General features: G+C 51.8%; 16 protein-coding genes. All 16 read right to left on the bottom strand.

Features of this window, described 5'->3' with window-relative positions; genetic code table 11:
* Positions 1-125 precede the first annotated feature (125 nt).
* The 16 genes from K6958_RS03405 to tssK all read right to left on the bottom strand — a co-directional run bounded on the left by K6958_RS03405 (position 126) and on the right by tssK (position 16,018).
* Positions 126-941, bottom strand: a complete 816-nt coding sequence (locus tag K6958_RS03405; protein ID WP_249893345.1) for a lysozyme inhibitor LprI family protein — start codon at positions 939-941, stop codon at positions 126-128.
* 169 nt (positions 942-1,110) lie between these two features.
* On the bottom strand, positions 1,111-1,500 hold the full coding sequence (locus K6958_RS03400) for a putative T6SS immunity periplasmic lipoprotein (RefSeq protein ID WP_249893344.1): 390 nt from the start codon (positions 1,498-1,500) through the stop codon (positions 1,111-1,113).
* A 148-nt stretch (positions 1,501-1,648) separates the two neighbouring features.
* Positions 1,649-2,020, bottom strand: coding sequence for a T6SS amidase immunity protein Tai4 family protein (locus tag K6958_RS03395; RefSeq protein WP_249893343.1), 372 nt, complete (start codon positions 2,018-2,020; stop codon positions 1,649-1,651).
* Positions 2,005-2,208, bottom strand: coding sequence for a T6SS effector amidase Tae4 family protein (locus tag K6958_RS03390; RefSeq protein ID WP_249893341.1), 204 nt, complete (start codon positions 2,206-2,208; stop codon positions 2,005-2,007). The genes K6958_RS03395 and K6958_RS03390 overlap by 16 nt, the downstream gene beginning before the upstream one ends.
* 75 nt (positions 2,209-2,283) lie before the next feature.
* The gene (locus tag K6958_RS03385) at positions 2,284-2,682 is read right to left on the bottom strand and encodes a putative T6SS immunity periplasmic lipoprotein (RefSeq protein WP_249893340.1); all 399 of its coding nucleotides are present in this window, start codon (positions 2,680-2,682) and stop codon (positions 2,284-2,286) included.
* Positions 2,679-3,221 (bottom strand): hypothetical protein, encoded by a 543-nt coding sequence (locus K6958_RS03380; RefSeq protein ID WP_249893339.1) that lies wholly within the window; start codon positions 3,219-3,221, stop codon positions 2,679-2,681. Before K6958_RS03380 ends, K6958_RS03385 begins: the two co-directional genes overlap by 4 nt.
* Before the next feature lie 70 nt (positions 3,222-3,291).
* Positions 3,292-3,774, bottom strand: coding sequence for an Hcp family type VI secretion system effector (locus K6958_RS03375; protein ID WP_249893338.1), 483 nt, complete (start codon positions 3,772-3,774; stop codon positions 3,292-3,294).
* Between the two features lie 735 nt (positions 3,775-4,509).
* Complete coding sequence (locus tag K6958_RS03370; protein WP_249893337.1) at positions 4,510-4,920, bottom strand: lysozyme inhibitor LprI family protein; 411 nt, start codon at positions 4,918-4,920, stop codon at positions 4,510-4,512.
* Positions 4,917-5,789 carry a DUF8812 domain-containing protein gene (locus tag K6958_RS03365; RefSeq protein WP_249893336.1) on the bottom strand — a complete coding sequence of 291 codons (873 nt, stop codon included), beginning with the start codon at positions 5,787-5,789 and terminating at the stop codon, positions 4,917-4,919. Before K6958_RS03365 ends, K6958_RS03370 begins: the two co-directional genes overlap by 4 nt.
* Positions 5,790-5,927: 138 nt before the next feature.
* A complete protein-coding gene (gene tssC / locus K6958_RS03360; RefSeq protein WP_249893335.1) occupies positions 5,928-7,427 on the bottom strand; it encodes a type VI secretion system contractile sheath large subunit in 1,500 nt (499 codons plus the stop codon).
* A 2-nt stretch (positions 7,428-7,429) separates the two neighbouring features.
* Complete coding sequence (tssB, locus tag K6958_RS03355) at positions 7,430-7,954, bottom strand: type VI secretion system contractile sheath small subunit (protein WP_249893334.1); 525 nt, start codon at positions 7,952-7,954, stop codon at positions 7,430-7,432.
* A 68-nt stretch (positions 7,955-8,022) separates the two neighbouring features.
* Entirely contained in the window at positions 8,023-9,039 is a 1,017-nt protein-coding gene (tssA, locus tag K6958_RS03350) for a type VI secretion system protein TssA (RefSeq protein WP_249893333.1), read from the bottom strand.
* A gap of 21 nt (positions 9,040-9,060) precedes the next feature.
* Positions 9,061-9,771 (bottom strand): type VI secretion system-associated protein TagF, encoded by a 711-nt coding sequence (tagF, locus tag K6958_RS03345; protein WP_249893332.1) that lies wholly within the window; start codon positions 9,769-9,771, stop codon positions 9,061-9,063.
* A 16-nt stretch (positions 9,772-9,787) separates the two neighbouring features.
* On the bottom strand, positions 9,788-13,411 hold the full coding sequence (gene tssM, locus K6958_RS03340; RefSeq protein ID WP_249893331.1) for a type VI secretion system membrane subunit TssM: 3,624 nt from the start codon (positions 13,409-13,411) through the stop codon (positions 9,788-9,790).
* A 3-nt stretch (positions 13,412-13,414) separates the two neighbouring features.
* Positions 13,415-14,653, bottom strand: a complete 1,239-nt coding sequence (locus tag K6958_RS03335; RefSeq protein WP_249893330.1) for a DotU family type VI secretion system protein — start codon at positions 14,651-14,653, stop codon at positions 13,415-13,417.
* Positions 14,654-14,674: 21 nt separating this feature from the next.
* Complete coding sequence (gene tssK, locus K6958_RS03330; RefSeq protein ID WP_249893329.1) at positions 14,675-16,018, bottom strand: type VI secretion system baseplate subunit TssK; 1,344 nt, start codon at positions 16,016-16,018, stop codon at positions 14,675-14,677.
* Positions 16,019-16,021 lie beyond the last annotated feature (3 nt).

The following is a 16,021-nucleotide window of genomic DNA, read 5'->3' as shown; positions in this document are numbered from 1 at the left end:
TTCAATCGGTCAATGGCTGATATTGATTGGATATCTGGAATAAAGTTCATTGTAAATAAAGGAATCAGGCTCGTCTGTAAGGCAAATATAAACAGCGCTGACGAGCCGTTTTTCCTGACGGATGCTTATTTAGCGCTTTCCACCAGATCAGTTACGCGCGTCACCATTTGTTGCTTAATACACCTTTGCTCGCCCTTACAGGCGTTCCTTTCAATAAGCCATCGCTGCTGCTCACTTTTTAGTGCTGCTAATTTAGCTGTAACATCAACACCGGTGTTCTTAATTTGATGTACTGCCATTTGCCAGGCATCATTAACGCTGTGATCCCAACTGGCTAAATCAAAAGATGCACAAATAGCCTTTTCAGTTGTGGTTACCGCTTTTTGGCAATTAAAAGAAGGCGCTGCAGGCGCATCGGCTGGCAGTTTTTGTAAGGCAAGTAATGTATTATCGTCCCAATTAGTCAGGATTGTTTGTTTGTCCAGCTTTACCAACCAGTTATCAGTAGCTTCGCCTTTAGGCCCAAGCATGCCTTTCCCGCATTGGACAAAGACTGGAGTTACCTTATCAGTACCCTGCAATTCTAACGAATAATTATTTGATAGATCTTTACTGCTCTCTGCTCCGATTGTCGAGGCCAGAAGCTTATTTAATGTGATTTCAGTCTGCGCCTTTAATACAGGCTGCTCACAGCCTTGATTAAGTAACGGTTCGCCAGTGATGTTATTTGCGGTAAAAGACAATGTACGGCCAACCAGTGTCGGGTCATTCATTAAAATAGACGGCCGCATTGTTTGTTGCGTATTAACACAAACCCGTTTTATCTGCCATTTACCAGCCAATGGCTCAACGTTATTATGCTCGGCAGCTGCTGTGAAGCTATAAAACAGAGCGCTCACTAACAGGGACTGTGTAAATAACCGTTTTAACTGGACAATCATAAATAAACTTCTCTCAAGAAACTAAAAGAAGGGCTATATATCCGCCTATGGCATACCTTTCAGGGGTATTACTAGCAATCTATATCTTAGTTAGCTGCTATCAATAAGTTGTATAATTTCGAGCAGAGAGTCCCTTAGTTACGTTATATCCCTCAATCTAACTTTTTTTTCAAAAAAAGTGCCCTTGTTTGTTTTTTTGTAAAATAAAATGCGCTGCATAACGTTCTTGCTGGGAATTAGCGCTTTTGACTTTGACTGCCACATCATACTCACCAGGCTGCCATTTTACCTCGTCCCAGAAAATACATTCGCCAGGTTTTATTTCCAGGTAACTGGTGGTATTGGTGGAAAAGTTTACTGTTTCCCATGAATTACCGTTGCGCAATGAAATATAGGGAGTGCCAACTTTAAAAATATTGTTATGACTATTTTCTTCAGGGACAGTAAAACATAACTTCCCTTGTTCAACTCTTACTGACAAAGGGTGATAAAATGGTCGTTCCAGATGACACCCCGAAAGAAATATTGCGAGCCCTAAGTACAATACTTTGATGTTCATATGAAAGCCTTTTTATCGCCAGGCTTTATTAAAATTTACTTCAAGCATATTATAATTTTTACTTTTACATTCTCTGAGCGTAGCCAAAAAACTCAGAATTAAAACTCATAAACTTTTACTTATTGTTGTTATAATAACTTCAGCTACCTTAGCCATCATCTTTTCCTTTATATTGCTTAACGATGCTTTCCAGTTCAGCACTATGATAAACATCGATACATTTAGCTAATATCATTGACTCGCCGGACTGGCTGGAATAGGTTTTTGCAAGAAATTCGTCCACCAGCTTTCTTACTGCACTATGAGCAGCTAAAGAGTAATCGCCAAACTCCAGATAACCACGTGCCGCAGCGGAAGCATCATCTTTAACTTCCTTACTATTATAACCTTTAGCAACACAGACGCTTAAAGCATAGTTTTTTATGTATTGTTCAGAACTGTATTCTGGTTTTGCATTAACCTGAGATGAAAAAAATAAAACTGTTGCAACGGCAATAATGCCAACTATTTTAAAATCCATATTGATGCCTCATTAGCTAAAGGGAAGTAGCAATGATCGGAACAAGTATTACCATTCCAGAGGGTTGCATGCCCACTTGCATCACTCCACCCGTTAACGTTAAAAATCAACACTCCATTTAGTCCTTTAAAATCATGAACTGTTGGGTTTACGACCGTTTTATCAGGTTGGCCATAAACTTCATACATATAGTTTTAAGGAACCGAACGTGAGCGTTAAACAATGGATTAATAATTTTATTGCAGTCAGTCAATACAATAAAATTATTTCATTAAAGACAGGTACCCTTGTTTGTTTTTTTGTAAAATAAAATGCACTGCATAACGTTCCTGCTGGGAATCAGCGCTTTTGACTTTGACTGCCACATCATACTCACCAGGCTGCCATTTTACCTCATCCCAGAAAATACATTCACCAGGTTTTATTTCCAGGTCACTGGTGGTATTGGAGGCAAAGTTTACTGTTTCCCATGAATTACCGTTTCGCCATGAAATATAGGGCGCACCAACCTTAATGAGATTATTAGAACTATCTTTCCCAGGCACCGAAAAACATAACTTCTCTTGCTCAATTTTTAACAACAACGGATGGTAAAACGGCCGTTCCAGATGGCAAGCGGTAAGCATGATTACGAGTGCCAGACCAAGGATTTTAATTTTCATATAAAAGCCCTCTTATCGTCAGGTTTTATTAAAAAAAGTTCTAGTGCATTAGCATATTTTTCTTTTATATCTGGCCCTATAATTCCAGTAAATGTAGATATAGCTTTAAACTCGCTTAATCCCAAATAGATCAAACAAAAATAATCGGAGACAATTGATGCCTGCTGCTCCATATTAAAATCGGAAAGTTTTTTATCGGGTGGTAAAGAGTAATTATAAGAAGCTATCCAACTAAATGCTCCTCGCATCCTTACATTCATACCAATTTGGTGCTGTAATACATGGGTCATTTCATGTATAAACCAGTGTTGTATTCTTCCGGGTTCTGCTGAAAAATCATCTTTATAATGAGGTTCTCTAAAATACAAGCTTCCATTAGGCGTCATTGCAACATCTCTCGATTGCATGCCAAAAGGCAGGTAACTCCCGTTATATACCTTCACTCTTTCATATCTTATACCCTCTTTAAATACTTTTTTTGCAAGAAGAATCTCTCCGGTAGTTAAGCGCCTTGAATTCCCTTCTTTTATTATCGACATGTTCATGTTCTTTATGAAGTTTAAACGATATAAATGCCCATTCCTAAACTGGAATGGGCGACAAAAAATATTACGCTTCTTTGTTTTCTTTGATGTTCCAGCCAGCGCTGCTTTCTGCGCCTTTACCGCCAGAAGAAGTCTGCTCCCAGTACTGCTGTTTAACTTTCGCAGCCTGGAATGCATAGGTCACGCCTACGGTATCGCCGTTGTCGCTGCCGTTGTACTGGACGGAAGTTACCAGCACATCTTCCAGCGTGATTTTGGTGTACTCAATCTGCTGGCCGCCCGCTTTACATACGGACAGTTCAACTTTGGTCAGGTGCTTACCGCCGGCGCAATGCTTCAGGATAGCGGTAGTGGACTTGTCGATCAGCGCGTTAACGTGCAGATCGCTAAAGTTCACTTTACCCGCGCCGCCACCGCCGCCAACAGCCATGTTGCCAGGCTGGGTTGCGCCCCAGGAGAAAGAAGTGATGTCGGTCCAGCCTTTGTGGTTGGAGTCCTGAGACTCACCGGTTACACCGTCAACCTTCAGGAACATATCAATAGCCATAATTATCTACTCTTTATTGGTTAAAGTTGCTTTCGATAAAGCAGTGATATGGCAAACAGGAAAGCATGGGGCTGAATAAAACAGTCCATATTTTACCTCTGCCTCGTTTCTGCCTGTTCTCAGCGAAAACAGACAAATATTAATTAGGTTTAATATTTATTACAGGAAGCATTCAGTGGTTAAATATTATCTACAGAGCGCTAGACACTGAACAAGCTCTTACTTTAGAATTACTTTCTCTTCCAACCTCTAAACTACTAAAAGATAATTGAATGAAAAAAATTATCGCATTGGTTTTCGCAATCATTTTTATAGTTATTGGTATTTATACTTTGATCGATATTATTCGTTCTGTTTGGTACGTACTCGTTTATGAGTCTATTACCACCAGCGCATCTGGCATACTGTTTGGTAAGTTTTTATTCCTTGTGATAATTTTTATAGGTTATTTATTCACACTAAAGCTTTATAAAAAATCAAAGAAGTAGCTTAATTTTTTCTACAAAATAGCATATGGCGATAGATGCACAGATTAATATCAATAATATCAACTTTCAATAGGAAAGAAAAAAACAAGACCACTGGAAATAAAATATGTTCAGTACTCATAAAATTCAATTCATAAAGTAGTTGGTCACGCTATTAGCATAAACTATGGCCAATAAAGTCGTCCCTGACCTTAAAACCTAAAATGCAGGCAATAACGAATACGCTTAAATTATTTCAAAAAAACACTTATTCGTAAGGCATGCTTTTTAACTGCGCGATTCTCTCGCGATCGATACGAGCGGTGCACTGGTCAACTAAGGAAGCATACACAGCAGTGTTTTCATCAGCCATAAACGCTTCCAGTTTGCATTGATTATCGCGATATTTTAACCAGCCGCGCTGGGAATCCAACAGGATGGTATTGTATTGCGTCAGCAGCTCTTTATGGGTGGTGTAAGCTTTCGCAATTCGCTGTTTCGCGCTGGCATACTCGCTGTTTAGCTCGCTCTCGGCGCTGCTTTTTTCTTTAGCCCAGCAGCTATTGATTTCAGCATCGCTTTGCGCTGCGCTACAGTTATCTTCCGCATAAGCGTAGCTACAGGTCAGGAGCAGCACACTTGTTATAGCTAAAACATTCTTCTTTATTACCAACCTCACCTGCCTCTCCTTAAATAATTCGCACGCTGGCGTCCGGCTTCGTAGCCTCTCATTGTCGGGCTGCCTTCAATATAGTTGATAAGCTCATCTATATTGTTTTTCATCCCCGCCTTCATGGGCGCTTCACCTTTGGTGAATCCCTGATAAACAAAGTCAATCATGATTTCTCTGATCGGCTTTGACAGATTCTCCCAGCTTACACGTTCAGGATAAGGACGCGTCCATGATTCATAATTGGATTTCGCCGAGGTCACGTATGCAGGATAAATAATTTCAAAAAGACGAATCTGCATCGCATGGCTGACGGTGCCGATAGCATCCCGGTTATTCTGCACAAAAAGACGCGCCGCCTCTCCTTTTTTACCCGCGCCTTCGGCGATTAAGCCGGCCTGGACATCAGGTACGCCAGAACGGATAAGATCGTTATAAACGGTCGCCTGAGTACGGTTACCCAGGTCATAACCGCGTCCAAGGGTCACGCCGGAGGCCGCATTACCGGGCCAGTGAATGCGTCGGCTGAAGTTCCTGTTGTTAGGAATATCATTGCCTTCCGCATCAAAGGTAACCTGACCAGCAGATACGGTTAACAGGCCCGCAATCGGATGCTCATCAACCGGACGCGGTGGCGGAGCCGTCGGCGTCGGTGCGCCGGATAATCTGCGCCAGGTCGCGCCATGCGGATCGATCAGTCCATCGGGACGGCGCATAAAGCCCATCTGAAACATTCTGATAGCCTGCACCGTTTTACTGCCGCACAGCCCGTCATCAGCCAGCTGAGGAAAACCATGCTTCTTAAGCTGCTGTTGAACCTGTTTTACATCGCTTTGTTGGTTACGCCCTTTCCAGCCAACGCTACCTGAAAGATTCATTTCTTCCTTTTCCTGAACTTACCTACATTATTTTTATTTGGATGAAAAACCCGTAACATGATGAAGCCCTTCACCTCCAGCGGTTAACAGCAATTCAAGTTTAAACATCGGGCGTGCCGTCACGCCCGACTGATTTATTTACGCATCATTAGTTTTCAGTGACGGCAGTTTGGAGACCAGGCGCAGCGATACGGTCAGACCTTCCAGTTGATAATGCGGACGCAGGAAGAACTTGGCGGCGTAGTAGCCCGGATTATCTTCAATCTCTTCCACCAGCACTTCGGCTGAAGCCAGCGGCTTGCGGGATTTGGTTTCCTGCGAGGAGTTGGCCGGATCGCCATCCACGTAGTTCATTACCCAGTCGTTCAGCCAACGCTCCATCTCTTCACGCTCGCGGAAAGAACCAATCTTGTCGCGCACGATGCACTTCAGATAATGCGCGAAGCGGCAGCAGGCGAACAGATAAGGCAGGCGGGCCGCAAGACGGGCGTTCGCCGTGGCGTCCGCGTCATGGTATTCCGCCGGTTTCTGCAAAGATTGCGCGCCGATAAAGGCAGCGAAGTCAGAGTTTTTGCGATGTACCAGCGGCATAAAACCGTTTTTCGCCAGCTCGGCTTCACGACGATCGCTGATGGCGATTTCGGTCGGGCATTTCATATCCACGCCGCCGTCGTCGCTGGGGAAAGTATGACACGGCAGATTTTCCACCGCGCCGCCAGACTCTACGCCGCGAATAGAAGTACACCAGCCAAACTCTTTAAACGAGCGGTTGATATTAGCGGCCATCGCATAAGCGGCGTTGGTCCAGGTGTAGTTAGCGTGGCTGGCGCCGTCGGTCTCTTCTTCGAAATCAAAGCTGTCGACCGGATTGGTACGAATGCCATACGGCAGACGCGCCAGGAAGCGCGGCATCACCAGGCCCAGGTAGCGCGCATCTTCCGATTCACGCAGGCTGCGCCAGGCGGCATATTCACTGTTCTGGAAGATTTTGGTCAGATCGCGCGGGTTAGCCAGCTCCTGCCAGGATTCCATCTGCATCACGCTCGGCGCGGTGCCGGCGATAAACGGACAGTGCGCCGCCGCGCCGATGCGCGCCATTTCGCTCAGCAGCTCCACGTCCTGCGGGCTGTGATCGAAGTAGTAATCGCCTACCAGGCAGCCAAACGGCTCGCCGCCGAACTGACCATACTCTTCTTCATAGATTTTCTTGAAGATCGGGCTTTGATCCCAGCCCACGCCTTTATAACGCTTCAGCGTGCGGCCCAGCTCCTGCTTTGAGATGCTCATAAAACGGATTTTCAGCATCTCATCAGTTTCGGTGTTATTCACCAGGTAGCTCAGACCGCGCCACGCACCCTCCAGCTTCTGAAACTCTTCGTGGTGAATAATTTGGTTAACCTGATGCGACAGCTTTTCATCGATTTCCGCAATCAACGCCTGGATGGTGCGGTAAGCGTCGTTAGAAACGGTCACGCTGTTTTCCAGCGCCTGCTGCGCCAGGGTTTTTACCGCGCTTTCCACCGCGGCGCGCGCCTGATCGCTTTTCGGGCGAAACTCTTTATTCAGCAGCGCGCTGAATTCATCCTGATCCCAGGTTTGCTGTGCCTGCTGTAACGGTTGTTGTGATGGATTGCTCATCGTTATTCCTCATCACCTTTAACGGTTTCTTCAGTTTTCGGCAGATGCCCCAGCGATTTCAGCAGCGTGGGATCCTGCAGAATTTTGGCGATCAGCTCTTCCGCGCCGTTTTTGCCGTCCATATAGGTCAGCAGATTAGAAAGCTGAGTACGCGCTTCCAGCAGTTTGTTCAGCGGCTCGACCTTACGCGCTACCGCGTCCGGCGAGAAATCTTCCATGCTTTCAAAGGTCAGCTCGACATTCAGACGGCCTTCATCGGTCAGCGTGTTATCTACCTGAAACGCGACACGCGGCTTCAGCGCTTTCATGCGCTCGTCAAAGTTATCGATATCGATTTCCAGGAATTTACGCTCATCAATGCCCGGCTGCGGATCAACCGGTTTACCGACCAGGTCCGCCATGACGCCCATAACAAACGGCAGCTGGATTTTGCGCTCTGCGCCATAGATTTCGACGTCGTATTCGATTTGTACGCGCGGCGCGCGGTTACGGGCGATAAATTTCTGCCCACTGGATTTAGATGCCATGAGGTTCTCCATCGGATATGCGCGGTAAAGTCAGCAGCGGGCACGCTGCCATATAAGAGGTTTGCTGCTTAATCGCGGCGACCAAAAATGTTTTCAAGTTGGTGCACGCCATCGGGTGCCAGATCGCGAATGATGGCCATAAAGTCGAGTTCGATAACGCGCTGAACACGATCGATCATCAGCGGAGCCGGATGGCTGGGTTCGTAGCGGGAAAAGTATTGCTTCACCTTTTCCAGCATTAGCTGCGCCTCGGCGCGTGAGGTAATTTCGCTGTTGCGCCAGTCAGTGTGCGCTCGCGCCGGGGCGGCGGGCGCTGGATTATCAGCGGCAGACGGCGCGGCATCATCGCTATTACCCGGCATCAGCGCGGTTACATCGGTGGCCTGACAGGATTGCACCACCAGGCTCACCATTTTTTGCAGCTGTTCCATCTCCGGGACGCCGCTTTCACCCAGATGTTCCGCCAGCGTTTCCCGGATAGTTTGTAAACGCTCACTTATTTGCTGGATGGCCTCAATACCGGGCTGATCGCCCCGAGCCAGCTCATCATTCAGTCGTGAACGTCCGCCCGGATAATCGGCCACTTCGGTTTTGCTGCCATCCAGCAGCGAGCAGGCGTCACGCAGCGAAATCTGATCGGCGGCGGTACGCAACAGCGGAGCCTGACGCAGCGCGGCAGTCAGCGCCGATTTATCGCCCAGCGCCGCCAGCGCGTTAATACGATAAAAGGGATCGCGCTCACCATACTCTTCCAGTAGTGGATAAAGTGGCTCCCAGTAAAGTAACAGCGCCTGTTGAATCAGCTTCAGGCCATTCGCATAGCCCGGCAGCCCTTTCATGTGCGTCCACGCGTGAGTAAGTGCTAACATTACGCGTAGATCTTTGGTGCGCCCCAGCAGGCTGGTCGCCAGCTTTTCTACTTTGTTCCAGTCGGCTGGCTCTGCAGGAATGATGGTGTCGCCAAACTGCTGCTCCGCCTTCCCTTCGCTCGCCTGGTTCATCGCCATATAATCAGCGTCATATTCCAGATTTTCGCCGCACGGTTTTTCACTGCTTACCGGAGCGAGTAAAGCATCGATATTCATCGCTATTCTCAAGTCGGAAAATTATTCAAACATGGGCGGATAGAGCCCGTGTCGGCCTGGTCGGGCGCCGCCTGCCGGATCGAACAGCAGCGAAAACAGCTGACCGGTAAAATTGCCGCTGTGCAGGTGGGTATAAAGCGGATAGTTGTCTGCCTGATTAGTCCACCAGAAGCTGGTATAGCGTTGCGGATCAAAACAGTCCGCTACCTGTTTCCAGCTGAGATTGGTGACGGTATCGCCGTAACCAATTACATCTAAAATATCGGAGTGCGCCTGTTCAGCGGGATCCTGCGGCGCAGGGATCGTCAGCAGCGCCTGATCCAGCTGTTCGGCGGAATAGCCGTTATGCACCGCGTGCATCAGGGTGCGCCCCAGCTGCTGATACCATTCGCCCGCCATTGCCAGCCGCCCCGTCGACCATTCGGCTGGCGTAAAGCTGCACTGGGCACAAATGGGATACTGACGGCCCACGCTGTCGCGCGCGGGCAACAAACATCCCATCTGCACCAGCTGACTGCCGAGCATGGGCGGCACCACAAAGTTCCATACCGGCGCTTTCGCGAAGCGGTGCGGTTCGCCGGGGCGCAGCTCTTCATTTTTTTGCCAGTTCAGCAGCCCCACCTGAAACCAGTGGGTCCACTGACGGGCTATCGCTTCGGGAAAACGGCGCTGCAAAAAGTCACCGGCGCTGGGCAATTTTCCGTACCAGCCGATCGCAGGAGAGTGGCTCATTATCATTTCCTTGCGGTTATGGGCACGCGAAGCCGGGAAGCTGGAACGGGTTACGAATACTGTTCGGCGTAAATTCCAGGGTAACGCGATGACCATCAATATTGAAAGTGGCCTGACGGCTAAGGCTGTTGCTGCCCAAGGTCAGCTGCGCACGATCGAAAAAGCGGTTAAGCGCCCAGGCGCCGTTAGTAATCAGCGTAGAAGTGGTGCCATCCACCAGCCCCAGTTGCATCCGCACCTGTCGCGTGCCGCCGTTGCCGGGCCAGTTCATGAGCTGTACCGCCTGCGGACCATGGCTATAGCGCAACAGCTGCCCATCCACATCCAGCGTCAGGTTAAGAATATCGTTATCCATGCGTACCGTACGGATGGTGACGCGGAACGATGGCGTGGTAGCGCCATTGGCGAAGAAAGCGTCGCGGATGCTCTGCGCCTGCTGGAAAGGACGCAGCAGCGCTTCGCCGCCGGGCAGGCTTTTACCATCAATGCCCGGCATAAAGCGCCAGCTTGAACGCGTGGTATCCACTTTTGTCGCCAGGTTATCGCGGAAGAAGCTATCCATTAAACCGCTGCCTGGTGCAAACATGCGCGCCAGATCGTCGGGCGTCACTTCACTGCGGCCCGAACGCGCCAGAGGATAACGACCAGCAATCGCCTGGCGACAGAAACTGCCGACCTCAACGTTAATCCGCTTGCGGACATTTTCCATATCGCGACGTTGCGCATCGCTGCTGGCGCCTACGGCCATATTGGTAAACATATTTTGCAGCGATCCCGGCAATCTGCCGGCGCTCGCCTGCAAATGTCCGATCGCTTCGCCCGGCGGCGGCGGCATACCGCTGTTGGCCGCATCCTGCACCGCGGTTAAATAGCGATAAAGCTCATCGATCTGCTTAAGAAAATCATCAAAGGCAATGGTTTTTCCGCCCTGCTCCAGCGGCTGGGCCAGTTCGATAACTGACGCATAATGTTCGGTGACGCGCTGCTCCGGCGTCTGCTGCTGGGCTGCGGCGCCCTGAGCGGGCTGGCGTGAACGGAATAACGCCTCCAGCGTGCGGGTCGCGCTATTGCCTTTTTTATCCGCCTGCTGCGCATCTTTTTCCGCCGGAAGGCGCTCCAGCATCAGCATATGGCTGAGGTTGATAACCAGCTTACGCAACGGCGAACTGCTGCTGGAGAGCAATCGCGCGCTGTTAATGCGCTGCGACAGGTCGGCGCTGTTGTTGAGCTGGATATCGGTCAGCAGGCCATCCCATTGATGCATAAAATCGCGCATATAGAGCTGACGGACGGCGTTATCGGTTTGCGCTTTGTCTTCATCCGTCATCGCGCCGCCTAACACCCAGACATCATCCTGATGCAGCGCCGTAGTGACGGCAGCAATGTTTTTGTCGAAATGGTTCCAGTATCCGTCCGGCGTATAGAGACCGGGGATGCCTTCGCTAATTGACTTGCCACTCTTGCGAGTAAACACTAACTCACTTTGCGGCCCGCCCAGGTCAGTGAGTGAAACCGAAGGCAGCGTTTCATCCTGTTCGAGCAGACGTCTGAGACGGCCATAAACGCGACCGGACAACGGCATCTGATTAATCAGCGCCTGCTCGCGCTTTACCAGCGCATCATCCCGGGCGTAAGGCGACGCCTGAATTTGCGTTTCCAGCAGCTGCGCCAGATGACGATCCAACTGACCGATCTGCGCCTGGGTAACGTTTTGCGGCAGGTTGCGCCGCACATTCAGCATCACCCACGCATGCAGAAATTTGCCGTCATAGTGCTGCGGCTGATAGAGCATCTGATACGCTTTTAACGCTTCATAGCTGTAGTCCGCATCGCTGCCGTTATCATTACGCAGCCAGCCGGTAATCAGCTGGGCGACCTGCGGCAACAGCAGCTGCTTTAACGATTTCTGATACAGCGTCTGGCTGGCGTCGCTGACCTCGACGCCGCGATAAAGCCCCATCCGGCGCGTGACCGGCGGATCGTTCAAATCGAAATCTTTGCTTTCCGGCAGCGCCAGCACGCTATCGAGGAACGGCAGCAGCGCAAAGAGATCGCTTTCGCCGCTGGCCTGCAGATTTTTACTTTGCGCCTCAACGGTCGGCACTTTCGCCTGCACTTCCTGCAAATAGCTTTTATTGTTGCCGTAGCTGGTGAACCACAGCAGCGAAACCACTACCAACAGCGCCAGCAGCGCGGCATAACCAGACCACAGGAAGGCGCGGTTGCGCAGCTCCCACCAGCGGTTGCTGCCGGCCAGCCCCGCTTCCTGAAATATTACGTTGGTCAGCAAATCCTTCAGGAAAAAGCTCTGCCCTTTGGCTGCCGGAATCGGCGCTTCTTTCTGTACGCTATCCCAGGCGCCGCTGATGCCGCCCTGCCCATCCACCTGCGGCAGATGCAGCGCGCGGCTCAGCTCGCCCATCACGCGATCGAAAGGCAGGCCTTCCTGCGTGCCGCTGGCGAAATAGATGCCGCGCGGTGAAAACTGGGTTTCAAAATTAGAACGGGCGAAAACGGTATTAAGATATTCGGCCAGCAGCGGACGCAGCGCGGCGAACTCCTGCGGGAACAGATAACTTTCCGCCCGCGCCTGCGGATCGCTTTCCATAATCAGCGTATCCGCCAGACCAGCGTCAAGACGCTGTTGCAGCAGCGCATATTCCTGCGTAAAGGCGCTGGCTAAGTCAAAATCAGCCTGCTTTGCACGGTCCCAGGGAAAGGTAAAGCCCCAGATTTGTTCGCGCTGCGCTTTATCCAGCTTAGAAAACCAGGCGCGAAACCCTTTTAACAGATCCGCTTTGGTTACCAGCACATACACCGGAAAGCGAATGCCCAACTGCTCATGCAGTTCCATCAGACGCTGACGCAGATTGATCGCCTGCTGCTGCGAAGCCTCCGCCGACTGAGTTAACAGATCGGAGACGCTGATGGTGACGATTACGCCGTTAATCGGCTGGCGGCCACGATATTTACGCAGCAGATCGACAAACTTTTGCCATTCGCTGGCGTCCTGCGCCTGCTGGCTTTCCTGGGTGGTGTAACGGCCTGCGGTATCCAGCAGCACCGCTTCATTAGTAAACCACCAGTCGCAGTTGCGGGTACCGCCGATACCCCGCAGCGCGGTTTTGCCAAAACGATCCGCCAGCGGGAACTGCAGCCCGGAATTGACCAGCGCCGTGGTTTTGCCGGCCCCCGGCGCGCCGATAATCACATACCAGGGAAGCTGATAAAGATACTGACGGCTAAAGCGCTGCGCCCAGAAAGGATTGCGCCGGCCCGCTCGATTGAAATGCGCTTTTTTTAACAGCTGTGACGCTTCGTCAAAGCGCTCGGCCAGCACCTGTTCTTCGTTGGTCAGGCGTTTGCGGTCGCTGCCGTCAGGCTGCTCGCCGCTGCTCAGGCCGCCCATCAGCTTGCGGTTGATCCAGGCGTTGTAGAGGCGCGGCGCCAGGTTGCCGATCCCCCATACCAGCCAGAGCAGGCCGATACTGATTAAGCGGTTCTGTTCTGATTCCAGCGGGCGTGAGTCAACAATGGAAAAAACCGGGCCTATCACCCAGATAATAAAAGAGAGCGCGGTAATGCCGACAAAGCCCCACATCAACCGGCTGGTTATAATGGAAAACAAAATATTCAGCATCTGTTAGTTCCCTTGCTGCAGTCCATTCAGCTCCGCCCGCGTATTGTCAGGCGAAACTAACAGGATGATTTCCACCCGGCGATTACGGGCGCGGTTCTCAGCCGTGGTGTTCGGCACCAGCGGATTCGTTTCGCCGCGGCCTTCCGCCCTGGCGCGCGCGGGTTGCGACAGATGTTTTTGCAGCATCTCCTGCACCGACTGCGCACGCGCTAATGACAGCTCATAGTTAGAAGCGAAGCGCGCACTGCGGATCGGCACGTTGTCGCTGTAGCCGATGACCAGAATCTTGCCGCTTACGTTATCCATCGCCTGCGCCACGCGGTCGATGACCTCTTCATAGCGGCCGCGCACGGCGGTGGAGCCGGAGGCAAACAGGCCATCTCCTTTCAGGGTCACCACGCTTTGATCCGCTTCGTCACGCACCGCCACCAGCCCCTGTTCGATTTCCGGGCGCAGGAAGGCGCGCAGGTTGAGCACCGCAGGCGCACGCGGCGCAGGGTTGTGAATAGTGATTTCCGGCAGCGGCGTTTGATACACCGAGGCCAGCACCGGGCTGGTAACGTCGCCCAACCGCCAGTTAAGCATGATGTAGAGCAAACAGGCGAGAAAGCCCGCCAGCGCCGCGCAGGCCCACAGCGGCACCACCGGGCGCCACATTTTGCGCAACACCGGCCGATCTTCCGGATGCGGCGACAGCGGCGCCGGATAGCCGCCGCGTACGCCGCGGATCATCTGCAGCAGGCGCTGTTTGATGGTCTCCAGCTGCGAACGGCCATTGTCCAGCACGCGGTAGCGCCCTTCAAAACCCAGCAACAGGCAGTAGTTAATCAGCTCCAGCAGGAAGATATGCTCACGCGGATTCTGCGACAGCTTCGCCAGCAGCTGAAAAAACTTCTCACCGCCCCAGGTTTCGTTATGAAAGGTGACCAGCAGCCCGTTGCCGGGCCAGACGCCGCGGCTTCCCCATGGCGTAAGCGCCGCAGCCTCGTCCAGTGCGGTGCACAGGCAATAGCGCGCCCCAACGATAACCTCATAGGGCAGCCCGGCGCGCTGACTGTTTTTTTCAAAATGCCGCACCTGATCGATCAACCGCTGACGCAGCGCGGCCGGATCATCATGGGTTACGGAGTGACGGATCTGGGGAATCGCATTAAGCAAAGGGTTCGCGGCGGCTAGCAGCGGGTTATTGCTGCTCGCGCCGGAAAAAGCGGCATCGCTGCCGGTGAAATGTCGTTCCTGCATGGTGAGCGCTCATTATTCGTTTCAGACGGACTGGCTGCGAATAGCCCAGAACTCCATATCCAGACCGGGAAACTCGCCGGCCAGATGAAGCGCAAACGCGCCCGATCTTTCCATCTCTTTCCAGAGTTCGCCGCCCTTCTCCAGCTCAAAGTAGCTGTAACCAGCGTGCCAGGGGATTTGCGGCGGCGCGGTCGGCATGGCGCGCAGCATCATGCCCGGCAGCTGCAGCTGCACCAGATCGCGAATTTTCGTCACCGGCGCGATTTTCATTTGCGCCGGGAAGTGGGTTTGCAGCGCCTCGCCCGGCACGTTGGCGCGTACCGCGAGCACGAAACCAAATTCGCGCACCATAGAGGCTTCCGGCACCGTCGCCACGTTCAGGCCATGCGAGCGTTCGGTCAGCGGCAGCTGGATCGCGCTTTCTTCCATCACCAGCGACAGTCCCTGACGCAGCATCAGCATCAGTTTGCTAAAGCTGCGGGCGATATCGTCGTGATCGTAAACCGGCAGCGAAACATCCGGCGAGCGCTGCGGCATCCAGCTTGCCAGCTCGCAGGCAAACCCCAGCCAGTGACCGAACAGCTGTTCCGGATGCAGCAACGGTAAATTTTTTAGGTGGGAGACCAAACCAAGCTGCTGATTCACCCGCGCCAGCAGCATAAAATCAACCATTTCTGCGGTATTAAACCGCCCTGGCTGCTGCAAATGCTGGCCGATTTGCTGGCTGCGCTGCGCCAGCAATCCGTGCATATCATTCAAATAATCAAAAAGCTGGGGATGGTTAATCGCATTGAGCATCGGGGGGATATAGCCAGTGTCCAGCCGTAGCTGCCTGTCGTTGCGCTTTTCAAGCACGCGCGCCACGCCAATCGCCGTCCACTCCGCGGTCAGCTCGCTTTCCAGCATCAGCTTCAAACGCAGTTTGCCGAACTGCACCGCCGCCGGGCCGATGGAGATGGCGTTAAAGTCGTCGACTTCACGCTCAAAGCTGAGATAACGCGCCAGTGAGTCTGCCGCTTCGCTGAAGATGACTTCGTCACGTCCGCCGCGCCGCGCCGGTAAGGCCAGCACCACGTTGACATTGCTTTGGTTATCAGCGATTTCCAGCGGCGCAGGCGCCTGGCGCGCATCCAGGAAGGAGAAGTGGGTGCCGTCCGGCAGCAGACCGCTAGCGGCACTAAGGGCAATTTTGCCCTGGCGCAGCATCGCTTCGTCAAACTCCAGATCGGTGAAGCCCCACAGATAAGGACGCTGTGTGGCCCCCCAGTCGCGCAGGGTGCTTTGCAGGTAGCTTTCCGACTGCTGAAAGTGATGCGGGCGCAGGAACATGCCTTCGCTCCAGACCACCTTTTCTGCTTTGTTCATAAT

Origin of the sequence: Mixta hanseatica, assembly GCF_023517775.1 — a bacterium.
Classification (GTDB): Bacteria; Pseudomonadota; Gammaproteobacteria; order Enterobacterales; family Enterobacteriaceae; genus Mixta; species Mixta hanseatica.
The sequence above is the reverse complement of the archived record's forward strand: the minus strand, read 5'-3'. Positions and strand labels throughout refer to the sequence as shown.

Excerpts from the sequence above, each read along its gene's own strand:
- K6958_RS03400 (WP_249893344.1), bottom strand. The coding sequence starts at position 1,500 with ATGAACATCAAAGTATTGTACTTAGGGCTCGCAATATTTCTTTCGGGG.
- tagF (WP_249893332.1), bottom strand. The coding sequence starts at position 9,771 with ATGAGCCACTCTCCTGCGATCGGCTGGTACGGAAAATTGCCCAGCGCC.
- tssC (WP_249893335.1), bottom strand. The coding sequence starts at position 7,427 with ATGAGCAATCCATCACAACAACCGTTACAGCAGGCACAGCAAACCTGG.
- tssM (WP_249893331.1), bottom strand. The coding sequence starts at position 13,411 with ATGCTGAATATTTTGTTTTCCATTATAACCAGCCGGTTGATGTGGGGC.
- K6958_RS03380 (WP_249893339.1), bottom strand. The coding sequence starts at position 3,221 with ATGTCGATAATAAAAGAAGGGAATTCAAGGCGCTTAACTACCGGAGAG.
- K6958_RS03390 (WP_249893341.1), bottom strand. The coding sequence starts at position 2,208 with ATGTATGAAGTTTATGGCCAACCTGATAAAACGGTCGTAAACCCAACA.
- K6958_RS03365 (WP_249893336.1), bottom strand. The coding sequence starts at position 5,789 with ATGAATCTTTCAGGTAGCGTTGGCTGGAAAGGGCGTAACCAACAAAGC.
- tssA (WP_249893333.1), bottom strand. The coding sequence starts at position 9,039 with ATGAATATCGATGCTTTACTCGCTCCGGTAAGCAGTGAAAAACCGTGC.
- tssB (WP_249893334.1), bottom strand. The coding sequence starts at position 7,954 with ATGGCATCTAAATCCAGTGGGCAGAAATTTATCGCCCGTAACCGCGCG.
- K6958_RS03385 (WP_249893340.1), bottom strand. The coding sequence starts at position 2,682 with ATGAAAATTAAAATCCTTGGTCTGGCACTCGTAATCATGCTTACCGCT.
- K6958_RS03395 (WP_249893343.1), bottom strand. The coding sequence starts at position 2,020 with ATGGATTTTAAAATAGTTGGCATTATTGCCGTTGCAACAGTTTTATTT.
- K6958_RS03335 (WP_249893330.1), bottom strand. The coding sequence starts at position 14,653 with ATGCAGGAACGACATTTCACCGGCAGCGATGCCGCTTTTTCCGGCGCG.
- K6958_RS03405 (WP_249893345.1), bottom strand. The coding sequence starts at position 941 with ATGATTGTCCAGTTAAAACGGTTATTTACACAGTCCCTGTTAGTGAGC.
- tssK (WP_249893329.1), bottom strand. The coding sequence starts at position 16,018 with ATGAACAAAGCAGAAAAGGTGGTCTGGAGCGAAGGCATGTTCCTGCGC.
- K6958_RS03375 (WP_249893338.1), bottom strand. The coding sequence starts at position 3,774 with ATGGCTATTGATATGTTCCTGAAGGTTGACGGTGTAACCGGTGAGTCT.